A 25185-nucleotide genomic window follows, 5' to 3' on the forward strand; every position below is an offset into this window, starting at 1 on the left:
ATTTTTTATAAAATTATGGGTTTTTTTCTTTTCTTTTACTTTTATTAAGCATAAAAATGGCAATCTGCAGGATCTCCTGTAGATTGCCATTTTCGTCTTGTTATACTTTCTTGAATACTAACGAAGCGTTATGTCCACCAAATCCAAGTGAATTGCTCATCGCGTATTCAAACTCTGCTTTACGTGCAGTGTTTGGAACATAGTCTAAATCGCATTGTTCGTCAGGTGTTTCGTAATTTGTCGTTGGAGGCATAATGCCTTCTTGTAATGCCAGTGCTGTGAAAATCGCTTCGACTCCACCGGCAGCTCCAAGCAAATGACCTGTCATGGATTTAGTTGAGCTCATTCCTAATTTATAAGCATGTTCGCCAAAGACTGTTTTGACAGCCATTGTTTCATACAGATCGTTATAAGCCGTACTGGTACCATGTGCATTAATGTATCCAATATCCGTAGTTTCAACGCCTGCATCTGCCAAAGCTTGTGCCATTGCACGAGCTGCACCTTCGCCACCTTCAGCAGGAGCAGTGATGTGATAAGCATCTCCTGTAGAACCATAGCCAACGACTTCCGCATAAATTGTAGCACCTCGTGCTATCGCATGTTCGTATTCTTCAAGAATAACGATACCTGCGCCTTCTCCAATGACAAATCCATCGCGGTTTTTATCAAATGGACGAGATGCTGTAGCGGCATCTGTGTTTGTTGTCAAAGCTGTATTTGCTGTAAATCCAGCTACAGATAATTGCGTGATAGGCGCTTCTGCTCCACCTGAAATCATCACATCTGCATCGTTACGTTGAATAACTTTAAACGCATCACCAATCGAATTAGTGCCTGAAGCACAAGCTGTTACTGAACAAGAGTTGATTGCTTTAGCACCAAAGTAAATTGATACTTGGCCAGAAGCCATATCCGGAATAATCATCGGAATTAAGAACGGACTAATGCGACGAACGCCTCGCGTATTTAGTACATTCATTTGACTTTCGATTGTCTCCATACCGCCAATACCCGAACCAATCCACACACCTGTCCGCAAAGCTGTTTTGTCATCTAATTCAAGCTTGGCATCTTTCATTGCCATAATCGAAGCAGCTAGCGCGTAATGCGTAAAACGGTCCATTTTCCGAGCATCTTTCTTTTCAATATAATCTTCTATCGAAAAGTCATTTACTTCTGCAGCCACTTTCGCTGAATACAAATCTGCATCTAATCGTGTTAAGGGACCGACTCCAGATTTACCACTTTTAACAGCTTCCCAAGTAGTTTCAATATTGTTACCTAACGGTGTTACAGCACCAATTCCCGTAATAACTACACGGCGATTTTCCATTCTATCTTCTTCCTTTCGCATACCTAATTATTTGCCCCACTTCATAGCAATAGCGCCCCAAGTCAAGCCGCCACCGAATCCAACCATCACGATAACATCATCGTCTTTAACACGGCCTTCTTCTAAGTCTTCGACAAGAGAAATTGGGATTGAAGCTGCTGAAGTGTTACCATATTTTTGAATTGTTTTTGACATTTTTTCAACTGGCAAGCCTAATCGTTCTCTAGACGCTTCCATAATACGAATGTTCGCCTGATGGGGAATCAAAAAATCGACATCTTCTTTTTCCAAACCCGCTTTTTTGATGACATTTATTGCAGATTCGCCCATTTGGCGCACAGCAAATTTAAAGACTTCGCGACCATTCATTACTAAATACTCGTCCTGATAGAGGTGTTTGCCTCCAGAACCATCAGCACCGAGTTCAAAAGATAAAATACCTCGCCCTTCAGAAACTTTCCCAATAACTGCAGCTCCGGCTCCATCTCCGAAAAGAACAGCCGTGTTGCGATCTTCCCAGTTAGTAATTTTCGATAGTTTTTCAACACCTACAACCAACACATATTTATAAACATCCGAATCGATGAATTGTTTCGCAGTAATAACTCCATACATAAATCCTGCGCATGCAGCTGAAATATCCATAGCCGCAGCATTAACAGCTCCTATTTCTTGCTGAATCACACAGGCCATCGATGGGAAAGGTTGATCAGGTGTAACCGTCGCCACTAAGATTAAACCGATTTCAGCTGGATCAATACCAGCATCTTCAATCGCTTTTTTTGCCGCTTCACGCGCCATGTCAGAAGTATCCTGATCGTCTTTTGCAATCCGGCGTTCTTCTATGCCTGTCATAGTGCGGATCCACTCGTCGTTCGTATCCATGCGCTGCTCTAATTGAAAATTCGTCAATCTTTCTTCTGGCAGGCATCTGCCCATACCGACTATTCCAGCATTCATTTTATGTCCCTCATTTCGATTATCATCATATATTAGTACCTGGTGTTAATAATACGCCATACTATACTCAATTTCAACTAACTGACATATTTCCGACAAAAAATATTCATTCTCTACAATCTTTCTTTCTGTCTTGAAGAGCTTATGCTATGATTAAACTAGATATTCTATGTAGAGGTGAAACTAGATGCAATATATTGGAACATTTTTTTGGTCATTCTTATTGATTTCATTAGTCAACTACGTGGTAAGTGCAGTACAAAACGTACCTTTCGACTTTATGGTCGGCGTTTACATTTCGATCGTATTTTCAATTTTAATCTTCGTTATGGTAGCTGTTATTCCTAGCGAACCAGCTCCTGAAAAACACTAATAAGAAAAGAAGCGTAATCCGGAATTCCGGATTACGCTTCTTTTTTGTTGATAACAATTTGCTTATTATCGTCCATGGTTAATTCCAATTCGGTATGGGCAACAATTCCGCCTCCAATTAATTCCCGGGCAATATTTGTTTCAATCGTACGCTGGATAAAGCGTTTTAATGGTCGCGCACCAAACACCGGATCGGTTCCTGCTTCAACGATATAGTCAATAACTGAATCATCTACGGTTAGTTTGATTTGTTGTTTACTCATACGAACGGCTAGTTCAGCAATCATTTTCTTCGCTATGCCATAAAAATGAGCGTTGTTAAGTGCGTGGAAAATAACAATATCATCGATACGGTTCAATAGCTCAGGTTTAAAATGTCTGCGCAATTCTCCCATCACAATGTCTTCAATATCGTGTTCATTGCTCGCATCGTTAATATAGGCAGAACCAATATTAGAAGTCATAATGACTACCGTGTTGGAGAAGTTAACTAATCGTCCTTGGCTGTCAGTGATACGGCCGTCGTCTAATATCTGCAGTAAAATATTGGCAACATCCGGGTGTGCTTTTTCAATTTCATCGAGCAATACAACGGAGTACGGATTCCGGCGAACGGCTTCTGTTAGTTGGCCACCTTCTTCGTAACCGATGTATCCAGGAGGTGCCCCGACCAAACGTGACACACTGTGTTTTTCCATATACTCTGACATATCGATTCGAATAAAATGATCTTCCGAATCAAATAGATTTGCGGCCAGCGATTTTGCTAACTCTGTTTTTCCTACGCCTGTAGGACCAAGGAAAATAAAAGAGCCAATCGGTTTTCTTTCGTCTTTAATACCCGCACGCGCTCTCCATACAGCTTCTGTAACCAGTTCGACTGCTTTGTCTTGACCAATTACGCGCTCTTTTAACGTCTCGCCTAAACGCAATAACTTTTCACGTTCGCCTTCTACTAATTTTGTTACTGGAATTCCAGTCCACCTTGCGACAATTCCTGCAATTTCTTCTTCCGTTACTTCTTCGCGCAGTAAACGCTCAGTACCCTCTTGTTCTAAAGCGGCTTCTAGTGCGACTAATTCTTTTTCGAGTTCGGGAATTTTGCCATGCTGTAAGACAGCCGCCGCATTCAAATCATAACGATTTTCAGCATCTTCTAATTGTCTGCGGAATTGGTCTAATTGCTCACGTTTTTGTTGAATTTTTTTCAATGATTCTTTTTCTTCCGTCCATTGACTTCTCATGCCAGATGAAGAGTCGCGCAGTTCAATAATTTCTTTACGCAAGGTGTCGAGTCGCGCTTTGCTTGCTACGTCTTTTTCTTTCATTAAGGCTTGTTCTTCAATTTCTAGCTGCATCAGACGACGCGTCACTTCATCAAGTTCTTGAGGCATTGAATCGATTTCTGTACGAATCATCGCACAAGCTTCATCAATCAAATCAATGGCTTTATCAGGCAAAAAACGTTCTGTAATGTAGCGGTCCGACATAGCAGCCGCTGCGACAATCGCACGGTCATGAATTCGAACAGCATGATGTAGTTCAAAACGTTCTTTTAAGCCACGCAAAATCGATACCGTATCTTCAACAGATGGTTCGCGCACCAGTACTTGTTGAAAACGTCGTTCTAAAGCCGGATCTTTTTCGATATGCATGCGATACTCATCTAGCGTAGTCGCACCAATGCAATACAGTTCTCCTCTTGCAAGCATGGGCTTCAGCATATTCCCTGCATCCATTGCTCCTTCGGTTTTCCCTGCTCCAACAATCGTATGAATTTCGTCGATAAACAAAATAATCTGACCTTCGCTATCTTTTACTTGCTTTAAAACAGCTTTTAATCGTTCTTCAAATTCTCCACGGTATTTAGCACCAGCAATTAACGCACTCATGTCGAGTTCGTAAATGGTTCGGTTTTTTAATCCTTCTGGTACGTCGTTACGAACAATGCGTTGAGCTAATCCCTCAACAATTGCTGTTTTACCAACACCTGGTTCACCAATCAACACGGGGTTATTTTTTGTTTTACGCGATAAAATTCGAATCACATTACGGATTTCCTGATCTCTACCGATAACAGGATCCATTTTTCCTGATTGCGCTTGTTCAACCATATTCCGGCCAAACTGCTCCAATGGAGATTTTTGTTCTTCGTTATTTTGGGATTGAACCATTTTATCCACTCCTTTAAAAGTTTGACTATCTTTGACTAATTAAATTATAGCTAATTATTCACTGTTAAGCAATTATTTCGACCTTTTTTTAGTACTCGTATCAAACAAAAAAACCTCACTGGAATAAATCCAATGAGGGTTTTTTACGTACTATTTATCGAACGCCAAGTGCCATTTTTGCATAGCGTGACATATGTTCTTTGCCCCATACCGGCTGCCAGACGATTTTTACATCGACTTCTTCTACTTCAGGTAGTTCATACAAAGCAGTTTTAACCATTTGCACGATCTGTGGTCCCATTGGACAACCCATAGACGTTAACGTCATCGTCACTACGGCAAAACCATCTTCTGTCAACATCACATCATAGATAAGCCCAAGATTAACAATATCGACTCCTAGTTCAGGATCGATTACTGTTTCTAACGCACCCATCATACTATCTTTCATATCTTGATCCATCTAAATCCCTCCCTTACTATTAAAACTATCTTAACAAACTTCATATGAAAATGGAATCGACATGCTTAGTTAGATAAATACTTCGCGAGCCATTCTGTCGCTTCAAGCATCCCTTTTCGACTTACTGCATGTCCCGCTTCTCTTTCCCGAGTAAAGGTTATTTTTTCTGGTACCGCTTCGTAATGCTTCTTAAGTTCTTTATACAAGCGATAAGTTGGTTCAAAAGGTACCGTCATATCTTGTTCGCCGTGCCAAAAATAAATGGGACGGCCATTAAATTTCGCTTGATGTTGAACGCTGTCAAAAATCGCTAAAGTCGAAAGCATCCGTTCACGTTCTTCTTCACTAACTGGCAGCTTGAATCCTCTTGATTCATATTGGGCCATTTGTGCTTGCGCTAATTCTACATAATTCCCTGCACCCATCATTACTGCAGCTACTGAAATCCACGGATAAACTGTCATTGCTCCTAGAGTGGTAATCCCACCCATAGAAGTGCCACCTACTCCTGGTTCTCCAACTACTAAATCTTGCTTGTGCAGTTCTTTTTGTAAAAATGCTAATTCTTCTATAGACGTCAGAACAATTTCCCAAAATCGCAGGCTGATCTGAACATTATCCAATCCTTCACTTCGTTCACCGTGAAGATGCGCATCCGGCAAAATTACACGAAGTCCTTTTTCAGCCAATTGGTAAGCGTAATGCAAGTTATGTTCTTTTGCACTCGTATGGCCATGAAAAAAGACAACTGTTGGCAATGCGACTTTTTCGCATTGATCTGGTGTTATATGAAGCAACGGTATGTGCCCCCAAATTTGTCGTTGAACTCTCAACTAAAATCACTTCCTTCACCTCTAATCGTACCAATCTTCTCGATTCCCAGCAAACGCCAATTCTCTCTAGAGAAAAGTCTTTTCCTCCTCTGAAATTTTTGACGAATCGCTTGTACTATCGCTACACTAGGAATAGATAGAAAGGAGACGGCTATTTTTATGAAACAACATTTAATTGTTCTTGATTTAGACGGCACATTATTGACCGACCAGAAAGTTATTTCCCCGAAAACAAAACGAACGTTAAATAAAGCAATGGAAGCAGGACATGAGGTAATGATTGCTACGGGTCGACCTTATCGTTCAAGCGAAACTTTCTATAAAGAGCTAGGACTAACAACCCCCATCGTCAATTTTAACGGTGCATTTGTCCACCATCCTACAAACAATCATTGGGGAACACACCATACACCAATCGGATTGAACGTTGTCCATGAAGTGGTAGAGTCTATGCATAACTTTGATTTCCATAATATCGTGGCAGAGGTCTTGGACGATGTGTATGTCCACCATCATGACGAAAAACTTATGGATATTTTCCGCTTCGGTGATCCTACAATCACAACTGGAGATTTACGCAATTACTTAAAAACAGATCCGACGTCTATTTTGATTCATGCTCCATATGAACGCGTACAGGAAATCCATGACCATTTATCTTCTGTACATGCAGAAGTAATCGATCATCGCCGGTGGGGAGCTCCGTGGCACGTGATTGAAATTGTGAAAAGTGGGATGAGTAAAGCCGTTGGACTAGATCGTGTTTCCAAATCAATGGGCATTGCACGAGAAAACATTATTGCTTTTGGTGACGAAGACAATGATCTTGAAATGATCGATTTTGCAGGAGTCGGTGTTGCCATGGGCAATGCCATTGAACCGTTAAAAACGATTGCCAATGAAATCACGTTAACTAATAACGATGATGGCATTGCTGAGTTGTTACTAGAGCGGTTGAAGCTGTAACTACAAAAGGGGGATTGACTATGAGACTATTTGCTGACAGCGCATCTGATCTGCCAAAAGACTTTTTCGAAAATGAAAATGTTGTTTTATTGCCGCTTCGTGTTCATATTGGAGATCAGGATTTCGAAGACATTCGAGGCATTCAATCCATTAAAGTGTTTGATGCAATTCGTGGTGGTGATCAACCTAAAACATCCCAAGTTTCACCTGAAGAAATGTGGTCAGCTTTTGAACAGCTGGCAAAAGACAAAGACGAGGGCTATTATATTGCCTTTTCTTCTGAGCTATCAGGTACTTATAATACAGCCGTAATGGTGGCGGATCAGGTACGTGAAGAATACCCGGATTTGAAGCTAACAATACTAGATTCAAAAGCCGCTTCGCTCGGCTACGGACTGTTAGTAAAAGAAGCCGCAAAATTGCGCTCCGCTGGACAGCCTCTCGAAACTATTATTAAGAAAACTCGTTTGATGATTGATCATTTAGAAAGTCTGTTTACTGTAGAAGACTTAGATTATATGGCTAAAGGCGGCCGCATTTCCAAAGGTAGCGCTTTTGTTGGCGGGTTATTAAATATTAAGCCATTGCTTCACGTAGAAGATGGCAAACTTGTACCGATTGAAAAACTTCGAGGACGTAAAAAAGTGATCAAACGGATGATTGACCTAATGAGAGAACGCGGAACTCAATTAGATCAACAGACAATTGCCATTAGCCACGGTGACGACGCAGAGTTTGCGGCTTTACTAAAACAGGAGATTGAAAGCAACTTCCACCCGCAATCCGTTGAAGTCCATATGATTGGTTCGGTCATTGCTGCACATACGGGTCCTGGTACACTGGCAGTATTTTTCTTCAATACAATTGACTAGGAGCTGATTGACGATGAACAAAATAGTTATTGTAGGCGCAGTTGGCGGAGGCGCTACTGCCGCAGGTCAACTGCGCTTCTATGATCCAGACGTGCAGATTATTGTTTTTGATCGTGATTCGACGATGTCTTATGCAGCATGTGGAACGCCGTATGTTATAGGCGGTGTCATCGAAGATGAAGAGTCAATCATTATGACCGATCCCAAACGATTTAAGAAAAAACGAGATATCGATGTTCACATGAGACACGAAGTAATCGCAATCGATCGAGCAGCCAAAAAAGTGCTTGTGCACAACCTGGAAAGTGGCGAACAATTTGAAGAGTCGTACGATGCCTTAATCTTAGCTCCAGGTGGTTCTGCAATTGTTCCTAAAATCGAAGGTCTAAATACATCGAAAGTCTTTACCTTACGCAATTTTGAAGACATGCAAAAAATTGACCAGTTCATCAAAACTGCACAACCCAAAAATTGCGTCGTTTCAGGTGGTGGCTTTATCGGGCTAGAAATGGCAGAAAACCTTAAAAACATCGGCTTGGACGTTTCTTTAGTGCATAGATCCCCAACCATTATGTCTATTTTGGATACCGATATTTCATTAATGATTGAGAAAGAACTGGCACTTCAAGATGTTAAATTAATTACTGGAACAGAGATCAAAAAAACGGAAGGCAAAACCATCCACCTGTCCAATGGCATTGACATACAAGCAGATTTCATTATTATGAGTGTTGGTTTGAGACCGAATACTAGACTGGCTATGAAAGCGGGCTTAACAATTGGTGAAACTGACGGTATTCAAACAAATGAATTTATGCAAACAAATGATCCATCGATTTACGCCATTGGAGATGCTTCAGAGAATTTTGATATGGTAACGGGAGATCCCAAAAGAGTTCCACTTGCTTCTCCTGCGCATCGTCAAGCATTTATCGCAGCGAGTCACCTTACGGGCAACAAGGTAGCGAAAAAAGGTTTGCTCGGAACTTCCGTCTTGAAAATTTTCTCATTAACTGCTGCAATGACAGGGTTAAACGAAAAAGCGATTCAAGATAAAAATTTAGCTTTTGCTACAGTGACGCATACCGGCAATTCGAATGCGGGTTATTATCCTGATCATTCCGAAATCACGTTAAAAGTCCATTACGATCCACAAACCCGTAAGATTTTAGGGGCACAATGTATTGGTGGCAAAGGCGTTGACAAGCGAATCGATGTCATTGTGACAGCAATCTACGGGGGGTTGACGATTGACGATTTGCAGGCACTCGAACTTTGCTATGCACCTCCCTATTCATCGCCGAAAGACCCAATTAATATGGTAGGTTATAAAGCATTAAGTAAATAATGCCAACATCAAAAACAGGCAGAAAAAGCGGATTGCTTTTTCTGCCTGTTTTATTTTTTCGGATTATTTCGGATTTTTCTCAACTGTCGACTGTTTCGCTGCATCTGCTTTACGTTGTTTGCCTTTACGCCAAACAAACCACAAGAACATCATGAACACAACATACATAACAACTAGCGTTGCAATGTACGCAGAGTTGAGTTTACTTTCTTCTGTTACGTGGAACACTTCCGCGATTTCTCGATCTTGTGTTATTCGGTAATCCCCATTATCTCCTTGGCGAATAATATCACTTTCAAATAATCCACGTAATTCCTGTCCTTGTCCAATGACATCAGCTGATAGGTTAATGCTCTTTGTTGAAGACGCGTTGTTAATAGCAACAATCCATGATTCTTCGTCATTCGAACGTTTATAAACGAGCCATCCATCTTCATCGTGTAGCACTTCCAATTCCCCTGTTCGTAATGCTTCAGACGAATTACGCAATGACGTCAAGTTAGTGATGTGATCAACAAGTTCCTTATCTACGGCCATATCTAAAATTTGATGAGATTCATCCAACTCTGTCCCATTCATAGCAGATTCTGAACCGTATTGAACGACTGGAATTCCAGGCATCGTCAACAACTGAGTCAACAATAGCGTCCAGCGTGTCGGCGGAAATCCATTTTCCGCTACAATGTCTGCTGTAAATCGAGATCCAGTCAATGAATCTACTTGAATCAAATTGTTTTTGCTTTGCTCCATGATCGTCGTTACGTCGGTCATATCCTGATCAAAATTCTTATAAGCCGCACGTAATGTCTTTTCCACACCAGGCATCACTACCGCATCGAATGCACCACTGTCTGCCATTTCTTGATCACTTAAAATGTAACTATCTCGCACCTCTTTTATCGCTTTAGAAAAATCGCTAACAAAAGCTGCATCTAATTTGTCTGCGTCTTGTAGTCGGAACCCGTCAACTTGATAGGCTTCACTAAATTCTACAAATGTAGCAATTAGCGCTTCTTGGACCTCTGTGTTTGCTGTATCTAGTGCCAAGCTGCCGTCTTCGTTTTCTGTAAACCATTCTGGGTTTTCAACTGCCCACACATGATCTGCACTTACTTGTTGCGTCGGAATATCCACAATCACTTTCATTTCTTGATTATGGATTTCATCTACCAAGGTTTGAAATTCTTCTTCTGTACCAAAATGACGCTCGAATTTAGTATAGTCTCTTACTGTTTTGCCATCATATGTAGCTGTTGAAAATACAGGTCCTATTGAAAGAGCTGTAAAACCCATTTCTTTCGCAAATAATAGTTCACTGGCCATTCCATCAAAATCGCCACCATTAAAAGCCGCAGGATCTAATGCATTTACTTCATAATCGTTATTAATCTTTTTATTGAAATAACGGTCAACTAACACATCATAGATAAGTTCGTCTTTAAGTTCCCGCTCTTCTGCAGCAAACACTGGATTAACTAGTGCCAGTAGCAGTACAGTTGTTATTATGCTCAAAATCCATTTTGTCTTCAATTCTAAGTCCTCCTTCAATGAGGTTGTTGGTACATTCCACCCGATTCATTTTATCAAACTCCAGCTATCGCCGCCATGTAAAGTTAGTGTTTCAGCATTGACTTGCTGGAGTTTCGTCTAAACTGTGAAAAGTTGCATAGAAAAAGACAGGTGCTAGATGCACCTGCCTACTTTCCTTAAAAGAAATCCAATCCGATTGGCAACATGAAACCGATGAACATTGTTGCAAGTAAGAACAAGACAAACAATGCCCAGAACATCGTAACTGGTTTTTGTTTTTTCGAACGGACCAACACCATCTCCATCATTCCAATTGTCAAAACACCCAATAAGAACTTAATGCCGTATAACATTGCATCATAGGAAGAATGGGCGATAAACAATGTTAATCCTGTAATGATGATCAAAACATAGAACAATCTCAAGACCATGTGCAAAATTTTACGGCCTTTACTGTCGCGCTGCATAAATGCGGCGATCAGAAACAAAATGACTGCAACAACCCATGTCGTGATGTGTAAATGTGTAGTGTCTGTAAAAATGCTCAAAAGCTCACCTCTTCTAATAAAGTCCTTTCCAGTTTATCACAAGTTGGACGATGGGAAGAGCCTATATCTTATGACAAATGTGTGACGAGAGTCCCAATGGATTCAATCGACACTTTAATCGTGTCTCCCGCTTTTAGGAATTTTGGCGGATTGAAACCTTTGCCCACTCCAGCCGGTGTCCCAGTAAGAAGAACATCCCCTGGTTCCAGCGCAATATATTTCGATACTTCCGCTACAAGGTCATCAACACGACGGATCATGTTTTCCGTGTTGCCGTTTTGGCGTACCTCATCGTTAACTTTTGTGACGATTGATAGATTTTGTGCTCGTGGGATTTCATCTTTTGTGACGATGTACGGACCTAATGGACATGAGCCCGACAAGCTTTTCCCAAGAAAATACTGTTGGTGTTTTTGTTGCAAGTCCCGTGCAGTCAAATCATTTGCAATGGTATAGCCAAAAACATAGTCATAAGCCATTTGCTTTGGTATTTTGTGTCCGGCTTTACCAATAATAACAGCCAATTCGCCTTCGTAATCATAGGAATCCGTTACATCACTGTGAACCGAGACGGTTTCGCCGTCAGCTGAAATACAAGTAGCCGACTTTGTGAAAACTACTAAGTCTACAGGAGCTTCTCCACCCATCTCTTTTGCATGATCCGCGTAATTCTTTCCAACGCAGATGATATTTTTCGGCGTTCTCGAAATTGGAGCTAACCATTCAATTTCTGAAAAAGAGTGTTTGAATTCTTCAGAGCGGTCAGATTGGACAGCGGCTTCCGTCAATTTACGGATTTGTTCAACAAATTCCATTCCTTGCGGGATTCCTTCAATCAATTGTGTAGGAAACGCAGGTAGAACTTCTAATTGCTGTTGAATCGCAACTAAATCCCATACAGCTTCTTCCTTTTTAACTTTTGGTCCAAATCCTTCTTTTCCTTCATAGCGAAATGATAACAGCTTCATTCGTCAAACACTCCTTTTCTGTGGTTGAATTCATTATACACATTCACGGTTTTGAATTGTTAGTTTTTTCGAAATTATTTCAATAAGTCCATTTTCTCCAGACACTTTCAAGCGGTCCACGCGAAAACTTCTCAAACCACAGTTCCGCAAAAATAAGCTGAATCACGAAAATACCTATGGCAATCAATGTCCCCGTCAACAAATCCACTTGGCCATATAATCCCAATCCATATGAATAGAAAATCAGTGTTGCAAAAATAGATTGCGTAATATAAGTCGTTAACGACATACGTCCTACTTTAGCAACTGGAGAAAGTAGTTTCTGCATCGCGTTGTTCTGAGCTAGTAAAGCAATAATCGCCGCGTAGCCAATTGCTACAAGCGGTCCTCCGAAAATATCTTGCAAATAAACAAAAGCATAATTCGGTTCTAATAGAAACGGCAAAGATTTTAGCGCCAAACCGATTAACAGCGGGACAATCGCTAAAAACAGCCACAATTTCCGCTTTTCCTGTGTTCGTTCAATTAATCGCCATTTTGCAGCAGCCGCTCCAACCATTAGAAATGGCAGAATGGTAGCTATTAAGATAACAAAGCCAACTAAATTATTGCTATAGGACCAGTCAGCCAATCGCTGGCTAAAAATTTCCACAAAACTCCCTGATTGATACGCTTGTATCGAACTTTCGATTTCCATATACCCAACATAAATATTAGGATCAGCGGCTACTGCTAAAAATAAAATACCCAGTAACAATACATGCGGTACTGTATAAATGATCGCACCAAATCCTACTAACCAACTGGATGGCAAACGAATCATGCCAATAAGTAAAAAGCCCATAATGGCGTAAGTGATTAAAATATCCCCATACCAAATCAAAAAGGCATGAATCATGCCGAATAACAGTAAAACCACAAGTCGTTTACTAGCCAAAGGCATAAAGGGACGTCCATTCGCTTCTGCACGCATGTATTGCATGGCTAGTCCATAGCCAAACAACATTGCAAAGAGCGGGTAAAAACTGCCTTGGATGAATATATCGATAACAAAATAAATTCCTTCATTCATCGCTCCATTAAACCACTTATATGGATCGATATAGAAAAAAGGCGAATGGAAAGCTAGCATGTTTACGATCAAAATGCCAAACAGTGAGAATCCCCTCATTAAATCAATCGCTGTTACTCGTTCTTGAATAGAAACTGGCTGTAAGTTCAAAATAATCCTCCTAAATAATCACTTCTTGACTCGCTGCAAACAAATAGAGCCACCGTTCTTTTATTGGAATTCTCAGGATTGACTCGACTGCTTCTTGGTAGACAGTCAGCTGGACGCTATAGCGTTCGGTCATTTCATCTGTCACATTGCCCATATTCGCAACGCGATCGGTTTTATAATCCAGCAAAACCCAGCCATCTTGTTCTTCAAATAGACAATCGACGATTCCTTGGATAATTTGATGGTCTCCATCAGCGTCTTTTTTGGCATAGGTGAAAGGTACTTCTCGTTTAATATTTTTCGCTAAGCGTAGACGTCCAGCTGTTTCGCTTTTATAAAAGCGTTCAATTTCTTTAACACTCACTACTTTCCCTTCAGCAGGCGACAAAATTTCCATCCCAACTAAACTGTCGATGAATTCTTTTATTTCACTAGCAGTCATCGTACGATCCAATGGGATATGTTGCATGACCGCGTGGACAGCCGTTCCAACATCAGCTGCTGACAACTTTTTGTCCATCATGAAATCTGGCCGGTGCAGCAGTTTTGCCGTTTTAGGTTTTGCTGTTTGAACGAAGGATTCGGGTTCATCCAGACGCTGCAACATCTGCAGTCTTTTCATTTCCGTCACCGACTGTTTAGAGCGTTTGTCGACTGCCCGCTGGTGTGGATACTGATAATTGAAACGCTCATTGACGAGTTGCTGATAATCTTCAGCTGTACTCTTGTCTTCTAGCAATTCATCCAAACCCACTATAGCTGGAAGCAAGGTTTGAGATTCGATAATTTCAACATCAAAATGAGAACAATGGTTAAGCAAATTGCCGTTACTGTTTAATGACTCTTTGGCATCAGGATGTCTAGCTACAGCTGGACCAATCCAGTCTAAATACCCTTTTGCACGTGAACGCATAAAATCTGGCAGCAGCACATCATTTGTGCTGACTTTCCACTTTTCAACTAGCTTATCAATCTCTTTAACAGAAGCGGTCAAAAATAATTGCTCTTTTGCTCGTGTCATCGCTACATACAAAACCCGCATTTCTTCCGCTTTCATCTGTAGCTGTTTCATTTCTCTGACCGCCAGAAACGGCAACGACGTATATTCGATTCTTGTATCCGGATTGACTGCTTTTACTGCTAGTCCATAATCTTGATCAAACAAATACGATTTTCTGAAATCCATTTCATTAAATGAACGACCGGTACCCGCAAAAAAGACGACGGGAAACTCAAGTCCTTTTGACTTATGAACCGTCATAAGCCGAACGACATTTTCTTTTTCACTAAGTGATTTTGCAGTTCCTAGATCATCTCCACGCTCACGCATCCGGTCAATAAAGCGTAGGAACCGGAACAGTCCACGAAACGATGTTTTTTCATATTCTAATGCCCGATCATGTAAAGCACGTAAATTAGCTGTCCGTTGTTTGCCATTTGTCATCGCACCGGCCATCTCATAATAATTGGTGTCTAAATACACCTGCCATATTAACTCTGCCAGAGAACCCCGACGCGCAAGGTTTCGCCACTGATCTAGTTGAAGAACGAAACGTTGCAACTTCTCAGCGGCAGCGGGATCAATTCCAGTACCCGCACGCATAAAGGTTTTTACTGCTTCATAAAATGAAGCTTGAGGTGCCGCTAAGCGGATTTCAGCTAATTCATTTTCCTTTAATCCAACAAATGGTGCACGTAAAACAGAAGCCAGTGGAATGTCTTGGTAAGGATTATCAATGACACGCAATGTGTTGAGCATAATCATCACTTCAAGCGCCTCAAAATAGCCTCCTCTTAATTCTGCATACAGCGGAATTCCAGCCATCTTAAATTCGTCTACAAAGTCTCCTGACCAAGTCATAGAACGCATCAGAACTACAATATCGCGATATTCCAGTTTTCGTTGTTGCCGGGTCCATGGATCGTTAACCATTGTTTGGCCGTCCATCAGTTTCTTGATTTTTTTGGCGATAAAACGGGCTTCCCATTGCGATTTCACCAAGTCTTCGTCTACTAATTCCTCTTCCGTTTCAGGTTCGTGAATCAAAGCCAATTTAATCGGAATTGGCTGTTCCGGATAAGGAGCTTTTGCTTTTAGCACCGCTGCTTCATCATAGTCAATTTCTCCCACTCGTCGTCCCATAATTTGAGAAAAAATATAATTGGTACCGTCTAGTATTTCTTTACGGCTTCTGAAGTTCGCATTTAAATCAATTCGCAATCCGGTATCTTTTGCATCGTAGCGAAAACGAGCATATTTCCCTAAAAAGAGCATTGGTTCGGCGAGACGGAAACGGTAGATGGATTGTTTAACGTCTCCTACCATAAAGAGATTGCCGTCTTGTTCTCCGCCGGATTTTACGAGGTTCAAAATTGTTTCTTGAAGCAAATTCGTATCTTGATATTCATCCACTAACACTTCTTTAAAGCGACTTTGGTATTCTTCCGCAATTACAGAAGGCTTGCCCTCATCCATTAAAATTTCTAATGCATAATGCTCAAGATCAGAAAAATCTACTAACGCTTTATCAATTTTCAGCGCCTTGTATTGCTCTGCAAACTGTTGTGTGAGCTCAACTAAGGTTTTCATCATAGGTGCCATTTCGCGCATTTCTTCAAGTAAGCGTTTGGGCGAGCGAGTAAAATAGGCGTCAAACAATCCACTGACAATTTTCTTTACTTCATTGCGTCTAGCTTTTGCTTCTTCTGCAATGTCTGGGTCACACGAATCTTTGCGAATACTTGCTGCCTTTTCCCATTTAAACGTTTTCGAAAAATCGGAAAGGCTGTCCCAAGAATCCTCCAAAGAAACAATGGCTGCCTGGATGACCTCCGCGTCTGTTTTAAAGGTTACTTCTAGTACGCTTGGACCATCAGGCTGTATCGCCAACTCAAGTCCTTCTCGAGTTAACTGCAACGCTTCTTCCAAAGCATGACGTATCGTCAATTTTAAATCGTCAATAAACGGCAGTTCATCAACTGTGGAAGATGCCGGTACATTGTATAACGCGGGCACTTGTACTAGCCAAGCTTCAGGATCAGGATGCACACGTGAGTAATCGTAAAGCTTGCTGAGGAGAACTTCCATTGCTTGGTCGCTGCGATCAGAAGTAAAACTGTCTGCTAAGCGGTACACCGCCTCTGCGCCTTGTCCTTCGTAAGCTGTTTCAAGAACGGCTTCAAGTACATCATCCCGCAACAATGCAGCTTCAGTTTCTCCAGCAATCCGGAAACCTGGATCAATTTCCAGTAAATACGCGTATTGTTTTACGACTTGCAAACAAAAAGAATGCAACGTGGAAATTTGTGCTTTATTAATTAGGCGCAATTGTTTTCTTAAATGAGTCGATTCAGGATTTTCTGCAACTGCTCGTTCCAAAGCATTTGCCATTCGGTGACGCATTTCAGCAGCTGACGCATTGGTAAACGTAACGACTAAAAGTTCGTCTACGGATATAGGATCTTCTTCGGCCAATACTTTTTCAATCATACGATTAATCAAAACAGCTGTTTTTCCTGAACCAGCTGCGGCTGACACGAGCATATCTTGTCCTTTTGCCCAAATTGCTTGCCATTGTTCATCGGTCCATGTGGCATCAATCGGTTTTTTCGGTATCATCTGCAGCGGTCTCCTTTCTAATCAATTCAACTGCCTGTTGGGGTGATAAAGCTGAAAGTTTTCGGTAGTTTTGCTGTGGATCTGCCGGATCAAATTGGCAAACCGAGCGATAAGAACAAAATTGACAAGGTGTATCTTCTTTTACTTTATAAGGAGTAATGCTCGTATTGCCTTCTAGTATGCCATTCCCGGCATTTTGGTGCTTGCCACGGACAAACCGCCGAATGGCTTGCATGTCTTCTTTCATGACTGTTTTTGATTGGCTAGCTGATACTGCACCACTTTTGTTGAGTCTCACAGGTATAACGTTGGAATAGCCATCTATGCCGTCATCCATCGCTTGAATTACTTCTGGATCTTCCACGACCAAGCCATTCATTTTAAAGGATTTTGCCAGTTCTTCTTCTAACTCTTCAGCCGTCATCAACTTTGTGAGCTTTAGCATAGGATTATGCATATGGAAGTACAGTACGCCAGCAGGTTCGGCTTCTTTTCCAAGCCAGCGATCAGCATGTGTCAATGCTACATCTAAATACGTAAAAGTCTGTAGCGACAGACCGTGATAGACATTACTAAGGTCAAGACCTTGTTTAGATGATTTGTAATCGACGACACGTAAATACGGTTTGCCGTGGATTTCAGTCGAATCAATTCGATCAATGCGTCCGCGGACATTCATTTTGCGACCATCTTTTAAAGAGATTTCAAGTGGTGGAATGGTTTCTTTCGGTCCAAACCCTACCTCAAGTGCAACTGGGACAAAGCCAGAAACTTTGGCGTGCTTGCTTAACATGAAGGCTGTCTGACGAATAATCCCTTCTAGTTTATGTTGAATATAACGATAGCGGTGTGAACTAATTAAGATATGATTGACGAAATAAGGCGATAATTGTTCAATTGCCTGTTTCGCTAAGTTTTGACACTGTGTTTTTGTCAGTGATGACCAGGATACGCCAAGTCGCAACACTTCATCTGATATCCATTTAATCGCTGCATGAAAAAGATCACCCATAGCAGGAGCTGCTAATTTATATTGACTTCTTTCTTCAAGGCGTAAACCATATGCCACATAATGCGCAAACGGACAGCCATAATACGTTTCAACTCGTGAAACGCTAGAGGAAATTGGCGTACCATATAAAGGATCTGCAATGTTTTTGCGCAGTGAATCCGCTGTATTGGGCTTAAGTGGCGCTAAAATGCGGTGAATGACAGAAGACCAAAATGGATCTTCTTGATAGTAATGTAAAACGGCATGCCATTCTGCTGACAAATCCCCACCGCGAATTTGCGACGTTAAATAAGCTAAACTCGCTCGTGGATGCGAAATATATGCCAATGGAGAAGCGTTTAGTAGCTCTTCCGGATCGATAACAGCAGGAATCGTTTCAATCGCTAACATATCTTTCAGCTTTTGAATATAAAGAGAAGGCAACAGTGCTTTGCCTTCCTCATCTGCAATCGGAAACGACACCGTCAACAAATCCGATGCAGAGGTAAATGCACGGTAAACCATATAAGTCTCATCCATTAAACGCATTTTCGAAGTTGGCGCTAGTTCAAACCCGATCTGCGCAAACCACTCTCGGTCTGTATCCGTCAAAATCCCATCTTGCTCGATTCGCTTCGGCAATACTCCATCATTAGCTCCGACGACGAATACCGATTTGATATCCATCAAACGCGCTAAATCAATTTTGGATACCATGACTTGATCTAATGAAGGCGGAATTCGTGAAAATTCTAGCGTCTCAAAACCCTCGTCTAAGATTTTCACCGCTGTTGGTAAATCGATTTCTTTTTCTCCAAACATCAACACAAACTGATCCAGTACACCGATCCACTGGTTCCAGGCCTGTTCGTGTTCGGTAGCCGCTAATAGACGATGTTCCTGTTCTTCACGTTCTCTCAAATCTTGAATTTTGGCGTATACGTTCATTTTTTCTATGAAAAGAAACAGTGATTCCGCTATATCTCTTCCTGTTTTACTAAGTTTTAATTGTTCCTTTAACTGTGCCATCGGTTCTCTGATTACATCACGAACTGCGTGAAGCTCTAGTTGAGCTGCCAATTCTTCATCTGTTTGAATCGACGTATGAAATTCCAGTCCGCGGTATTTTTTGTAAAACCAGCGCTTTTCCTCAAACCAACGCTCTCCGTATATCCCATTTGCTATGACAAAGTTCTCCAGCACATCACTGCGTTCTCTCCATTTGGAGACAGGTCCTTGAGGAAAAAACAAATCCGTCTTAACTGCCCGAAAAATTGATTCATAGGAATAATTATTGACAACTGCTTCAAGAATAGAGCGGCTGAATTCGATCAATGGATGATGGAGCATCGATTTTTTTTGACTAATAAAATAAGGAATTTCGTATTGCGGAAAAATAGTATTAATCAGTTCATCATAAATTTCAGGCTGTCTGTAGAGGATGGCAATTTCATTATAACGAAACCCACTTCTTACTTGGTCTCTTATCGCGCGTGCCACCGCATGCATCTCAGCTCTTCTGTTTGAGGCCTCGACTAGCGTAACATGACCTGATCCTTGAATTGTTGGAGTTGGAAACACGTCAAAATGCTGTTCAATATGTTGAAGTTCTGAATTAGTAAATCGACGTGACAAATCCAAATGCACCGAATGGTCAATCTCGATGCCTTCTTTCGCAGCTTGTTCAGTTAATCGTCTGGCCGTATTAGCAGACTGATAAAATAAAGCCTGTTCGTCGTTTGGATCTGTTTGTTCATCCATCGGTAAGGCAATCGTCACCGATTTAGCATGTTTCATTAATTCAAAAAGAATTTCGTATTCTCTCGCTGTAAATGTTACAAATCCATCAATGTAGATCGTCGCTGATTTCACTAAATCCGAATATGGAATTTTTTCACTCAGTAAAGCCAAGTGACCTTCAGAATCAACAAAAACTTTTCCTAAACGATTTTCAATCTCGGTAAGGATTAGTTCGAGGTCTTGTGCTTTATCGAGCAGCGTTCTCGGCGCCCCAGCTTCAGTTAATGAAGAACGGATTGATCCCAATTCTAAACAATCCACACAGTAGCGAGCGAACTCTTTCACTAGTTGTTCAATTTGGTCGGTAAAACCTCTTTTGCCGGCTGCCCGACGAAATAATTGAAAATCATCTCGGTGATCTTCCAATAAGCTGCGGATGAGCATGCGGTATCCGAACGTATCCACTTCTTTCCTGCTTATGCCTCCAACTTCTTGTAGCACACGCCAAGCCAGTCGTTTAAAAGTAACGGCCTGTGCTCGAATCATCCCGTTCATGCCGTAATCTGCCGCAAGCTGATATTCGGTGGAAAACGACATCTGATCCGGAACGATGAGGAAAATCGGTTCTCCGTCTGCTTGTCGTTTCAATTCATCTACTATTTCTTCTTGAACAAAACGAGTTTTTCCCGCTCCCGCTCTGCCGTATACAATGCGCAAAGACATATAACCACTCCCCAAAAGAACATTTGTTCTCATTATACGTTTATTAAAATTTGATTGCCACCTTTGGAATGACTTACTGTTGTTGTTTTTTGCGTTCTTCTTTTGCTAAGCGAAAATCCGCTTCCACTTTTTTATGTAATCGCTTTTCAAGAATTTTACCGATTACATACAATAAAATAATGACTGCGATCACAATTGCCGTTCTAATTGGTTGTGTAAAAAGCGCACGCAGATCGTAACCCACATAAGAAATTGTAAAGACCATAACAAGTTTTCCCGCCATCACCGTCAATAAATAATAATGCTTGCGGATATTGGATAAGCCAGCCACAAGATTAACAAGCGCAGATGGTGTAAAAGGTAAGCAAAGCAATAGAAATAACGGACCAAAACCATTGCGTTCTACCCAGTGAATCAATTTTTGTACTTTGTCATGACGCGTCATAAAATTCATGAAGCGGGCTCGCCCGTATTTGCGGACCAGTAAAAACACAGCATAAGCGCCAATTACTGAGCCACCCCAAGATAGCAAGAACCCAAACCATAATCCATAAGCCGTGGCATTAGCAAAAACAAAAACAAATAATGGTAAAAACGGCAAGAAGGCTTCGATAAACGGCAACAAGAAGCCGATTAATGGACCAAATGCTCGGTAGGACTGGGTCAATTCAACAATATTCTCCATAGAAAAAAACTCTGTCATAAGCTCAGTCCTTTAATCTGTTTAATTTTTCAAAATACTAGCCCAAACTAAAAAGCTTTTGTGCTATGCTATTATAATTACTTTACACTCTTTCAAAGAGTTTGGAAAAGGAAATACTTATACATAGGGAGCGAAAAAAATGAACGGACGTGAGTTTTCTGCTGGATTAAAGGCTGGAACTAGCATTGCGATTGGTTATTTTCCAATTGCATTGACCTTTGGTTTATTAGCAAAGACTACTGGGCTTTCTTTACTACAAGCCACGGCGATGAGTATTTTTGTTTTTGCTGGTGCGGCACAGTATATTTCACTTTCTCTCATTACAGCTGGAGTCGCTCCAGTCTTGATTGTGTTAAATACCTTTATCGTTAACATCCGTCATTTCCTTATGACGGCGGCACTCAACGAAAAGATGCAGCCTGACGATCGCTGGAAAAAAGCGCTTTACGCGTTTGGAATTACGGACGAAACTTTTTCTGTATTAGCTACACAAAAGGGCACTAAATTATCTACTGCGTTTGCTGTTGGTGTTATCGTCATCGCTTATGGAAGTTGGGTCATATTTACAGCAATCGGTCATTTAATCGGTGCCAACTTGCCGCAATTCCTACAAGCTTCTATGACCATAGCACTTTATGCAATGTTCGTTGGATTGTTAGTACCTTCAATGCGCGGCAATCGAAAAGTCGTCAGTCTAGCTATTTTGGCAGGTCTGACCAATTCCCTGTTTTACTTTACGGAATGGCTTTCAACGGGGTGGGCCATTATGGTTTCAACTTTAGTATCCGCAATCTTCATTGAATGGATTTCTCGGAAAGGTGTGAAGGCAACATGAATTCTTGGTATTGGTGGATGATCCTTGGCATGGCTGTCGTAACGTATATTCCTCGTGCCATTCCGCTAACTTTTCTAGAAGGCCGCGAGTTGCCTGCAGCCGTACAAAATGTGCTGCGCAATATTCCATATGCTGTTTTAGGCGCACTGATTTTTCCGGCAATATTTTTCATTCAAGAAAACGTTTGGTTTGGCATTATTGGTGCTATTGCAGCATTTGGCTTTGCCATTGCAGGTGCTAACGTTATGCTTGTCGTTCTTGGTTCTATTGCTGTGCTAGCAGTTTACAGTCTGTTTATCTGAAATAATGCATCGCAAATCGTACTGATGCGTAAACAATCTTTTCAAACAAAAAAAGCCGTTACTCATTTTCATGAGCTTCGGCTTTTTTTCTACGTTTAAACATATTTGTGGCATACCAGAATCCGGCAGTAAGAGAAGCCGCATTGGCGATAAACAATAACCACGTATGAGTGTATCCTGCATAAACAGCTGCTGCCATAAGCGCCACTGTTAAAATTAATGCCACAATGTGATTAAATGTCACTCTTGTAAACAGGATGACGAGTAATCCTGGCACGAGTAGAGACAGAAAGAATTTCGTTACCATTGATTCCATTTAGTTATCTCCTTAATTGACCACTAATAATCCCAGTCGGTGGTGATCGTGACGGAAAATAACATGCTGGCGTAAACGCACTTCCAAGTTATGATCCAGTACTTCCAGACGGCAATGAGCAGCATTAACTTGAATCGCTTCATACAGCTCCGATTCGTTTGCAATAGCAATACCATTTACTTTACGAATAACTTCTCCGCGCAATAGGCCCATTTTGTCAGCTGGAGACCCCGGCAACACATCAACAATCATGACTCCTTGAGATTGCGGTGTCACGGCAAAATTGCCGCCGCGCTCTCTTAACACAAAGTGAATGGAGATCGCGATACGTCCAATCACTCCTACAACTAATGCGACTACGGCTAGAGGCTGCCACAATAATGCGACCAAACCAATCACCACAATGCTAATTCCTAAAGTAGAAACCGCTTTGCCGACCAGTGGGTATAGGTAAACTGGCAATGTCCGTTGTGAGCGGCCAAAAAATCCAAAAACAAACGGGAATAGAATGAATGAAAAACTTGTTTCACCAATTGGCAATTGCGGCCAATATGGTGCATACGTATCAATTACCGTACCCGGCACGACTAATAGAATTGGCAATAACCACAACCTTTTTGAAACATAAGCTGCCGCTTTAAGTCCGCGACCAGATTTATGCAACCTCGGCGATGCTGCTTCAGCAGCAGCTTTATCAATCATTTTCCCTTCAGCAAATACCAGTGCCCCCGTGATGAGTGCGACAGGAATTAACCACTGGTAGTCAAAAGCAATTCCTTCGAATGTAAATAAGCCAAAATTCAACGTCCAGCTATTAGCCTGAAACAACCAGCTGAGTGCTACAGCAGCTGTAGCTAGATAAACAAATGAGCCTGCTTGATAAAAGCTTGTTGCCATTAACAAAATAGAAATGATCGCTAAAGCAATTAGCCAATCCAGTGGCACGACGAGTCCAATTCCTGCAAATAGGACTGAAAAAATGACTGCATATAACCAACCGTCTTTCAATAATCGTTTAAATTCAGTTAATCCGTAGACAATTCGAATTCGAAAAATCCTTCTTTCTTTCTTTACACGATAATATCCCAACAACACTGCAGCGAGCAATGCTATGTATAAAACCGGATTTATAAAAAATCCACCAATCGCTAACATTAAATCCATTATCACTATACTTACACCATCCCTATCACCGACAATAAACGCTATCTCTCATTGTACCAAAAATTGCCGGCTTTCTACACTTCTTTTTCAGTTAACCAAATGCGGCATCTAATTGTTCCAAAATATCTTTAATGCCTTCAATTCCAGCAGACAATCGAATTACTTGGCGTGTCACGCCAACTTTCTCTTTTTCTTCAGCTGAAAGTGCTCTATGCGACGTTCCATAAGGATACGATACAGTCGTTTCCACGCCAGCTAACGTAGGTACTATTTTGATCCAGCCAAGTGATGAAAAAAACTTCGACACATCAATTGTTTCCGGCAATTCAAAAGAAACGATTGCTCCAACTCCTGGATACCAGACGCGTGCTTTATCTGTTAAAAAATTAGCAATTGCCCCAGCGTTTGCTGTTTGTGTTTTCATTCGGAGCGCCAAGGTTTTAATCCCGCGAATCGTCAGCCATGCTTCAAATGGACTTAAATTCAATCCTAAATTGACTACACGCTTTTCAGCAATGCCAATCAAGTCTGCATCTCCAACTAAAACGCCAGATGTAACGTCGCTATGACCCCCTAGATACTTTGTCGCACTATGTGCTACTAGATCTGCCCCAAGCAAATACGGAGTCATTGTGTAAGGTGTAGCAAACGTATTATCTATCATAATACGTACTCCATAATGATCTTTTAATTGGCATAAATTCTCCATGTTTTCTAAGCGCAAAAATGGATTAGTAATCGATTCACTAAATAGCAATTTGACTTCAGGGAAATCAATTAAAATCCCTTCGATTTCACTACGATCCGAAAAGTCCGCAAAATGAACTTGGATTCCCATCAGCACTAACTCTTCCTTTAACAAATGAAACGTTCCGCCGTAAACATCCTGAGCAGCTAAAACATGATCGCCCGATTTTACTACAGATAGGATTCCAGCTAGAATCGCTGAAGTTCCAGAAGATGCCGAAACTCCTTTAGGTGCTTGTTCTAAATCAGCTACAGTCTGACCAAGTGCATCAGTGTTGGGATTGGCTGTTCTTGAATACAAATACGTACCATTGCCCTCGTAATAACCTTCAAGCTCTTCCAAAGATGAAAAAGAAAACGCTGAAGTTTGATAAAGTGGCATAACTTTCGATTGAATCGTACGTTCCTTCATTGTAGCGGTATGCACTGATTTTGTTTCGATTGATGTCATTT

The 25185-nt window shown here is 41.3% G+C and carries 21 protein-coding genes; 6 read left to right on the plus strand and 15 right to left on the minus strand.

The window, feature by feature from the left end:
• Positions 1–100: 100 nt before the first annotated feature.
• Positions 101–1336, minus strand: coding sequence for a beta-ketoacyl-ACP synthase II (gene fabF / locus FQ085_RS02165; protein ID WP_058384732.1), 1236 nt, complete (start codon positions 1334–1336; stop codon positions 101–103).
• A 27-nt stretch (positions 1337–1363) separates the two neighbouring features.
• Entirely contained in the window at positions 1364–2296 is a 933-nt protein-coding gene (locus FQ085_RS02170) for a beta-ketoacyl-ACP synthase III (protein ID WP_058384731.1), read from the minus strand.
• A gap of 187 nt (positions 2297–2483) precedes the next feature.
• Here FQ085_RS02170 and FQ085_RS02175 point away from each other — a divergent pair, with 187 nt between their 5' ends.
• On the plus strand, positions 2484–2669 hold the full coding sequence (locus FQ085_RS02175) for a YjzD family protein (RefSeq protein ID WP_058384730.1): 186 nt from the start codon (positions 2484–2486) through the stop codon (positions 2667–2669).
• A gap of 31 nt (positions 2670–2700) precedes the next feature.
• On the opposite strand, the gene FQ085_RS02180 is transcribed toward FQ085_RS02175, so the two are convergent.
• From FQ085_RS02180 to FQ085_RS02190, 3 genes are all read right to left on the minus strand, one after another.
• Positions 2701–4842 carry an ATP-dependent Clp protease ATP-binding subunit gene (locus FQ085_RS02180; RefSeq protein ID WP_078080599.1) on the minus strand — a complete coding sequence of 714 codons (2142 nt, stop codon included), beginning with the start codon at positions 4840–4842 and terminating at the stop codon, positions 2701–2703.
• Between the two features lie 154 nt (positions 4843–4996).
• A complete protein-coding gene (locus tag FQ085_RS02185) occupies positions 4997–5305 on the minus strand; it encodes a metal-sulfur cluster assembly factor (protein ID WP_058384729.1) in 309 nt (102 codons plus the stop codon).
• 65 nt (positions 5306–5370) lie between these two features.
• Complete coding sequence (locus FQ085_RS02190) at positions 5371–6138, minus strand: prolyl oligopeptidase family serine peptidase (RefSeq protein ID WP_058384728.1); 768 nt, start codon at positions 6136–6138, stop codon at positions 5371–5373.
• 159 nt (positions 6139–6297) lie between these two features.
• On the opposite strand from FQ085_RS02190, the gene FQ085_RS02195 reads away from it, so the two are divergent.
• Genes FQ085_RS02195 through FQ085_RS02205 form a run of 3 tightly spaced genes read left to right on the plus strand, consistent with a single transcriptional unit; the run spans position 6298 to position 9324 of the window.
• Positions 6298–7104, plus strand: coding sequence for a Cof-type HAD-IIB family hydrolase (locus FQ085_RS02195; RefSeq protein WP_058384727.1), 807 nt, complete (start codon positions 6298–6300; stop codon positions 7102–7104).
• Between the two features lie 20 nt (positions 7105–7124).
• Positions 7125–7976, plus strand: coding sequence for a DegV family protein (locus FQ085_RS02200; RefSeq protein ID WP_058384726.1), 852 nt, complete (start codon positions 7125–7127; stop codon positions 7974–7976).
• A gap of 13 nt (positions 7977–7989) precedes the next feature.
• A complete protein-coding gene (locus FQ085_RS02205) occupies positions 7990–9324 on the plus strand; it encodes a CoA-disulfide reductase (protein WP_149455794.1) in 1335 nt (444 codons plus the stop codon).
• A gap of 63 nt (positions 9325–9387) precedes the next feature.
• On the opposite strand, the gene FQ085_RS02210 is transcribed toward FQ085_RS02205, so the two are convergent.
• The 7 genes from FQ085_RS02210 to FQ085_RS02240 all read right to left on the minus strand — a co-directional run bounded on the left by FQ085_RS02210 (position 9388) and on the right by FQ085_RS02240 (position 21368).
• Positions 9388–10854: an alpha-amylase family glycosyl hydrolase gene (locus FQ085_RS02210; protein WP_149455795.1), complete on the minus strand. Its 1467-nt coding sequence runs from the start codon at positions 10852–10854 to the stop codon at positions 9388–9390.
• 176 nt (positions 10855–11030) lie between these two features.
• Complete coding sequence (locus FQ085_RS02215; RefSeq protein ID WP_058384723.1) at positions 11031–11402, minus strand: YisL family protein; 372 nt, start codon at positions 11400–11402, stop codon at positions 11031–11033.
• Positions 11403–11470: 68 nt separating this feature from the next.
• Positions 11471–12370 (minus strand): fumarylacetoacetate hydrolase family protein, encoded by a 900-nt coding sequence (locus FQ085_RS02220; protein WP_149455796.1) that lies wholly within the window; start codon positions 12368–12370, stop codon positions 11471–11473.
• A 79-nt stretch (positions 12371–12449) separates the two neighbouring features.
• On the minus strand, positions 12450–13592 hold the full coding sequence (locus FQ085_RS02225; RefSeq protein ID WP_149455797.1) for a DUF418 domain-containing protein: 1143 nt from the start codon (positions 13590–13592) through the stop codon (positions 12450–12452).
• Between the two features lie 10 nt (positions 13593–13602).
• On the minus strand, positions 13603–17211 hold the full coding sequence (gene addA / locus FQ085_RS02230; protein WP_149455798.1) for a helicase-exonuclease AddAB subunit AddA: 3609 nt from the start codon (positions 17209–17211) through the stop codon (positions 13603–13605).
• Positions 17189–20665, minus strand: coding sequence for a helicase-exonuclease AddAB subunit AddB (gene addB, locus FQ085_RS02235; protein ID WP_149455799.1), 3477 nt, complete (start codon positions 20663–20665; stop codon positions 17189–17191). The genes addA and addB overlap by 23 nt, the downstream gene beginning before the upstream one ends.
• A gap of 73 nt (positions 20666–20738) precedes the next feature.
• Positions 20739–21368 carry a TVP38/TMEM64 family protein gene (locus FQ085_RS02240; RefSeq protein ID WP_058384718.1) on the minus strand — a complete coding sequence of 210 codons (630 nt, stop codon included), beginning with the start codon at positions 21366–21368 and terminating at the stop codon, positions 20739–20741.
• A 139-nt stretch (positions 21369–21507) separates the two neighbouring features.
• Between FQ085_RS02240 and FQ085_RS02245 the strand changes: the two genes are divergently transcribed.
• Together FQ085_RS02245 and FQ085_RS02250 are read left to right on the plus strand one after the other, a co-directional pair.
• Positions 21508–22203: an AzlC family ABC transporter permease gene (locus tag FQ085_RS02245; RefSeq protein WP_078080606.1), complete on the plus strand. Its 696-nt coding sequence runs from the start codon at positions 21508–21510 to the stop codon at positions 22201–22203.
• On the plus strand, positions 22200–22505 hold the full coding sequence (locus FQ085_RS02250) for an AzlD domain-containing protein (protein WP_058384716.1): 306 nt from the start codon (positions 22200–22202) through the stop codon (positions 22503–22505). The genes FQ085_RS02245 and FQ085_RS02250 overlap by 4 nt, the downstream gene beginning before the upstream one ends.
• 58 nt (positions 22506–22563) lie before the next feature.
• Here FQ085_RS02250 and FQ085_RS02255 read toward each other — a convergent pair whose 3' ends face one another.
• The 3 genes from FQ085_RS02255 to FQ085_RS02265 all read right to left on the minus strand — a co-directional run bounded on the left by FQ085_RS02255 (position 22564) and on the right by FQ085_RS02265 (position 25183).
• Positions 22564–22821, minus strand: a complete 258-nt coding sequence (locus FQ085_RS02255; RefSeq protein ID WP_058384715.1) for a CsbA family protein — start codon at positions 22819–22821, stop codon at positions 22564–22566.
• A 12-nt stretch (positions 22822–22833) separates the two neighbouring features.
• Entirely contained in the window at positions 22834–23985 is a 1152-nt protein-coding gene (locus FQ085_RS02260) for a PDZ domain-containing protein (RefSeq protein WP_058384714.1), read from the minus strand.
• A 91-nt stretch (positions 23986–24076) separates the two neighbouring features.
• Positions 24077–25183 (minus strand): trans-sulfuration enzyme family protein, encoded by a 1107-nt coding sequence (locus FQ085_RS02265; protein WP_071154710.1) that lies wholly within the window; start codon positions 25181–25183, stop codon positions 24077–24079.
• Between the last annotated feature and the right edge of the window lie 2 nt (positions 25184–25185).

This window comes from Planococcus sp. ANT_H30, from assembly GCF_008369335.1.
GTDB lineage: Bacteria > Bacillota > Bacilli > Bacillales_A > Planococcaceae > Planococcus > Planococcus kocurii.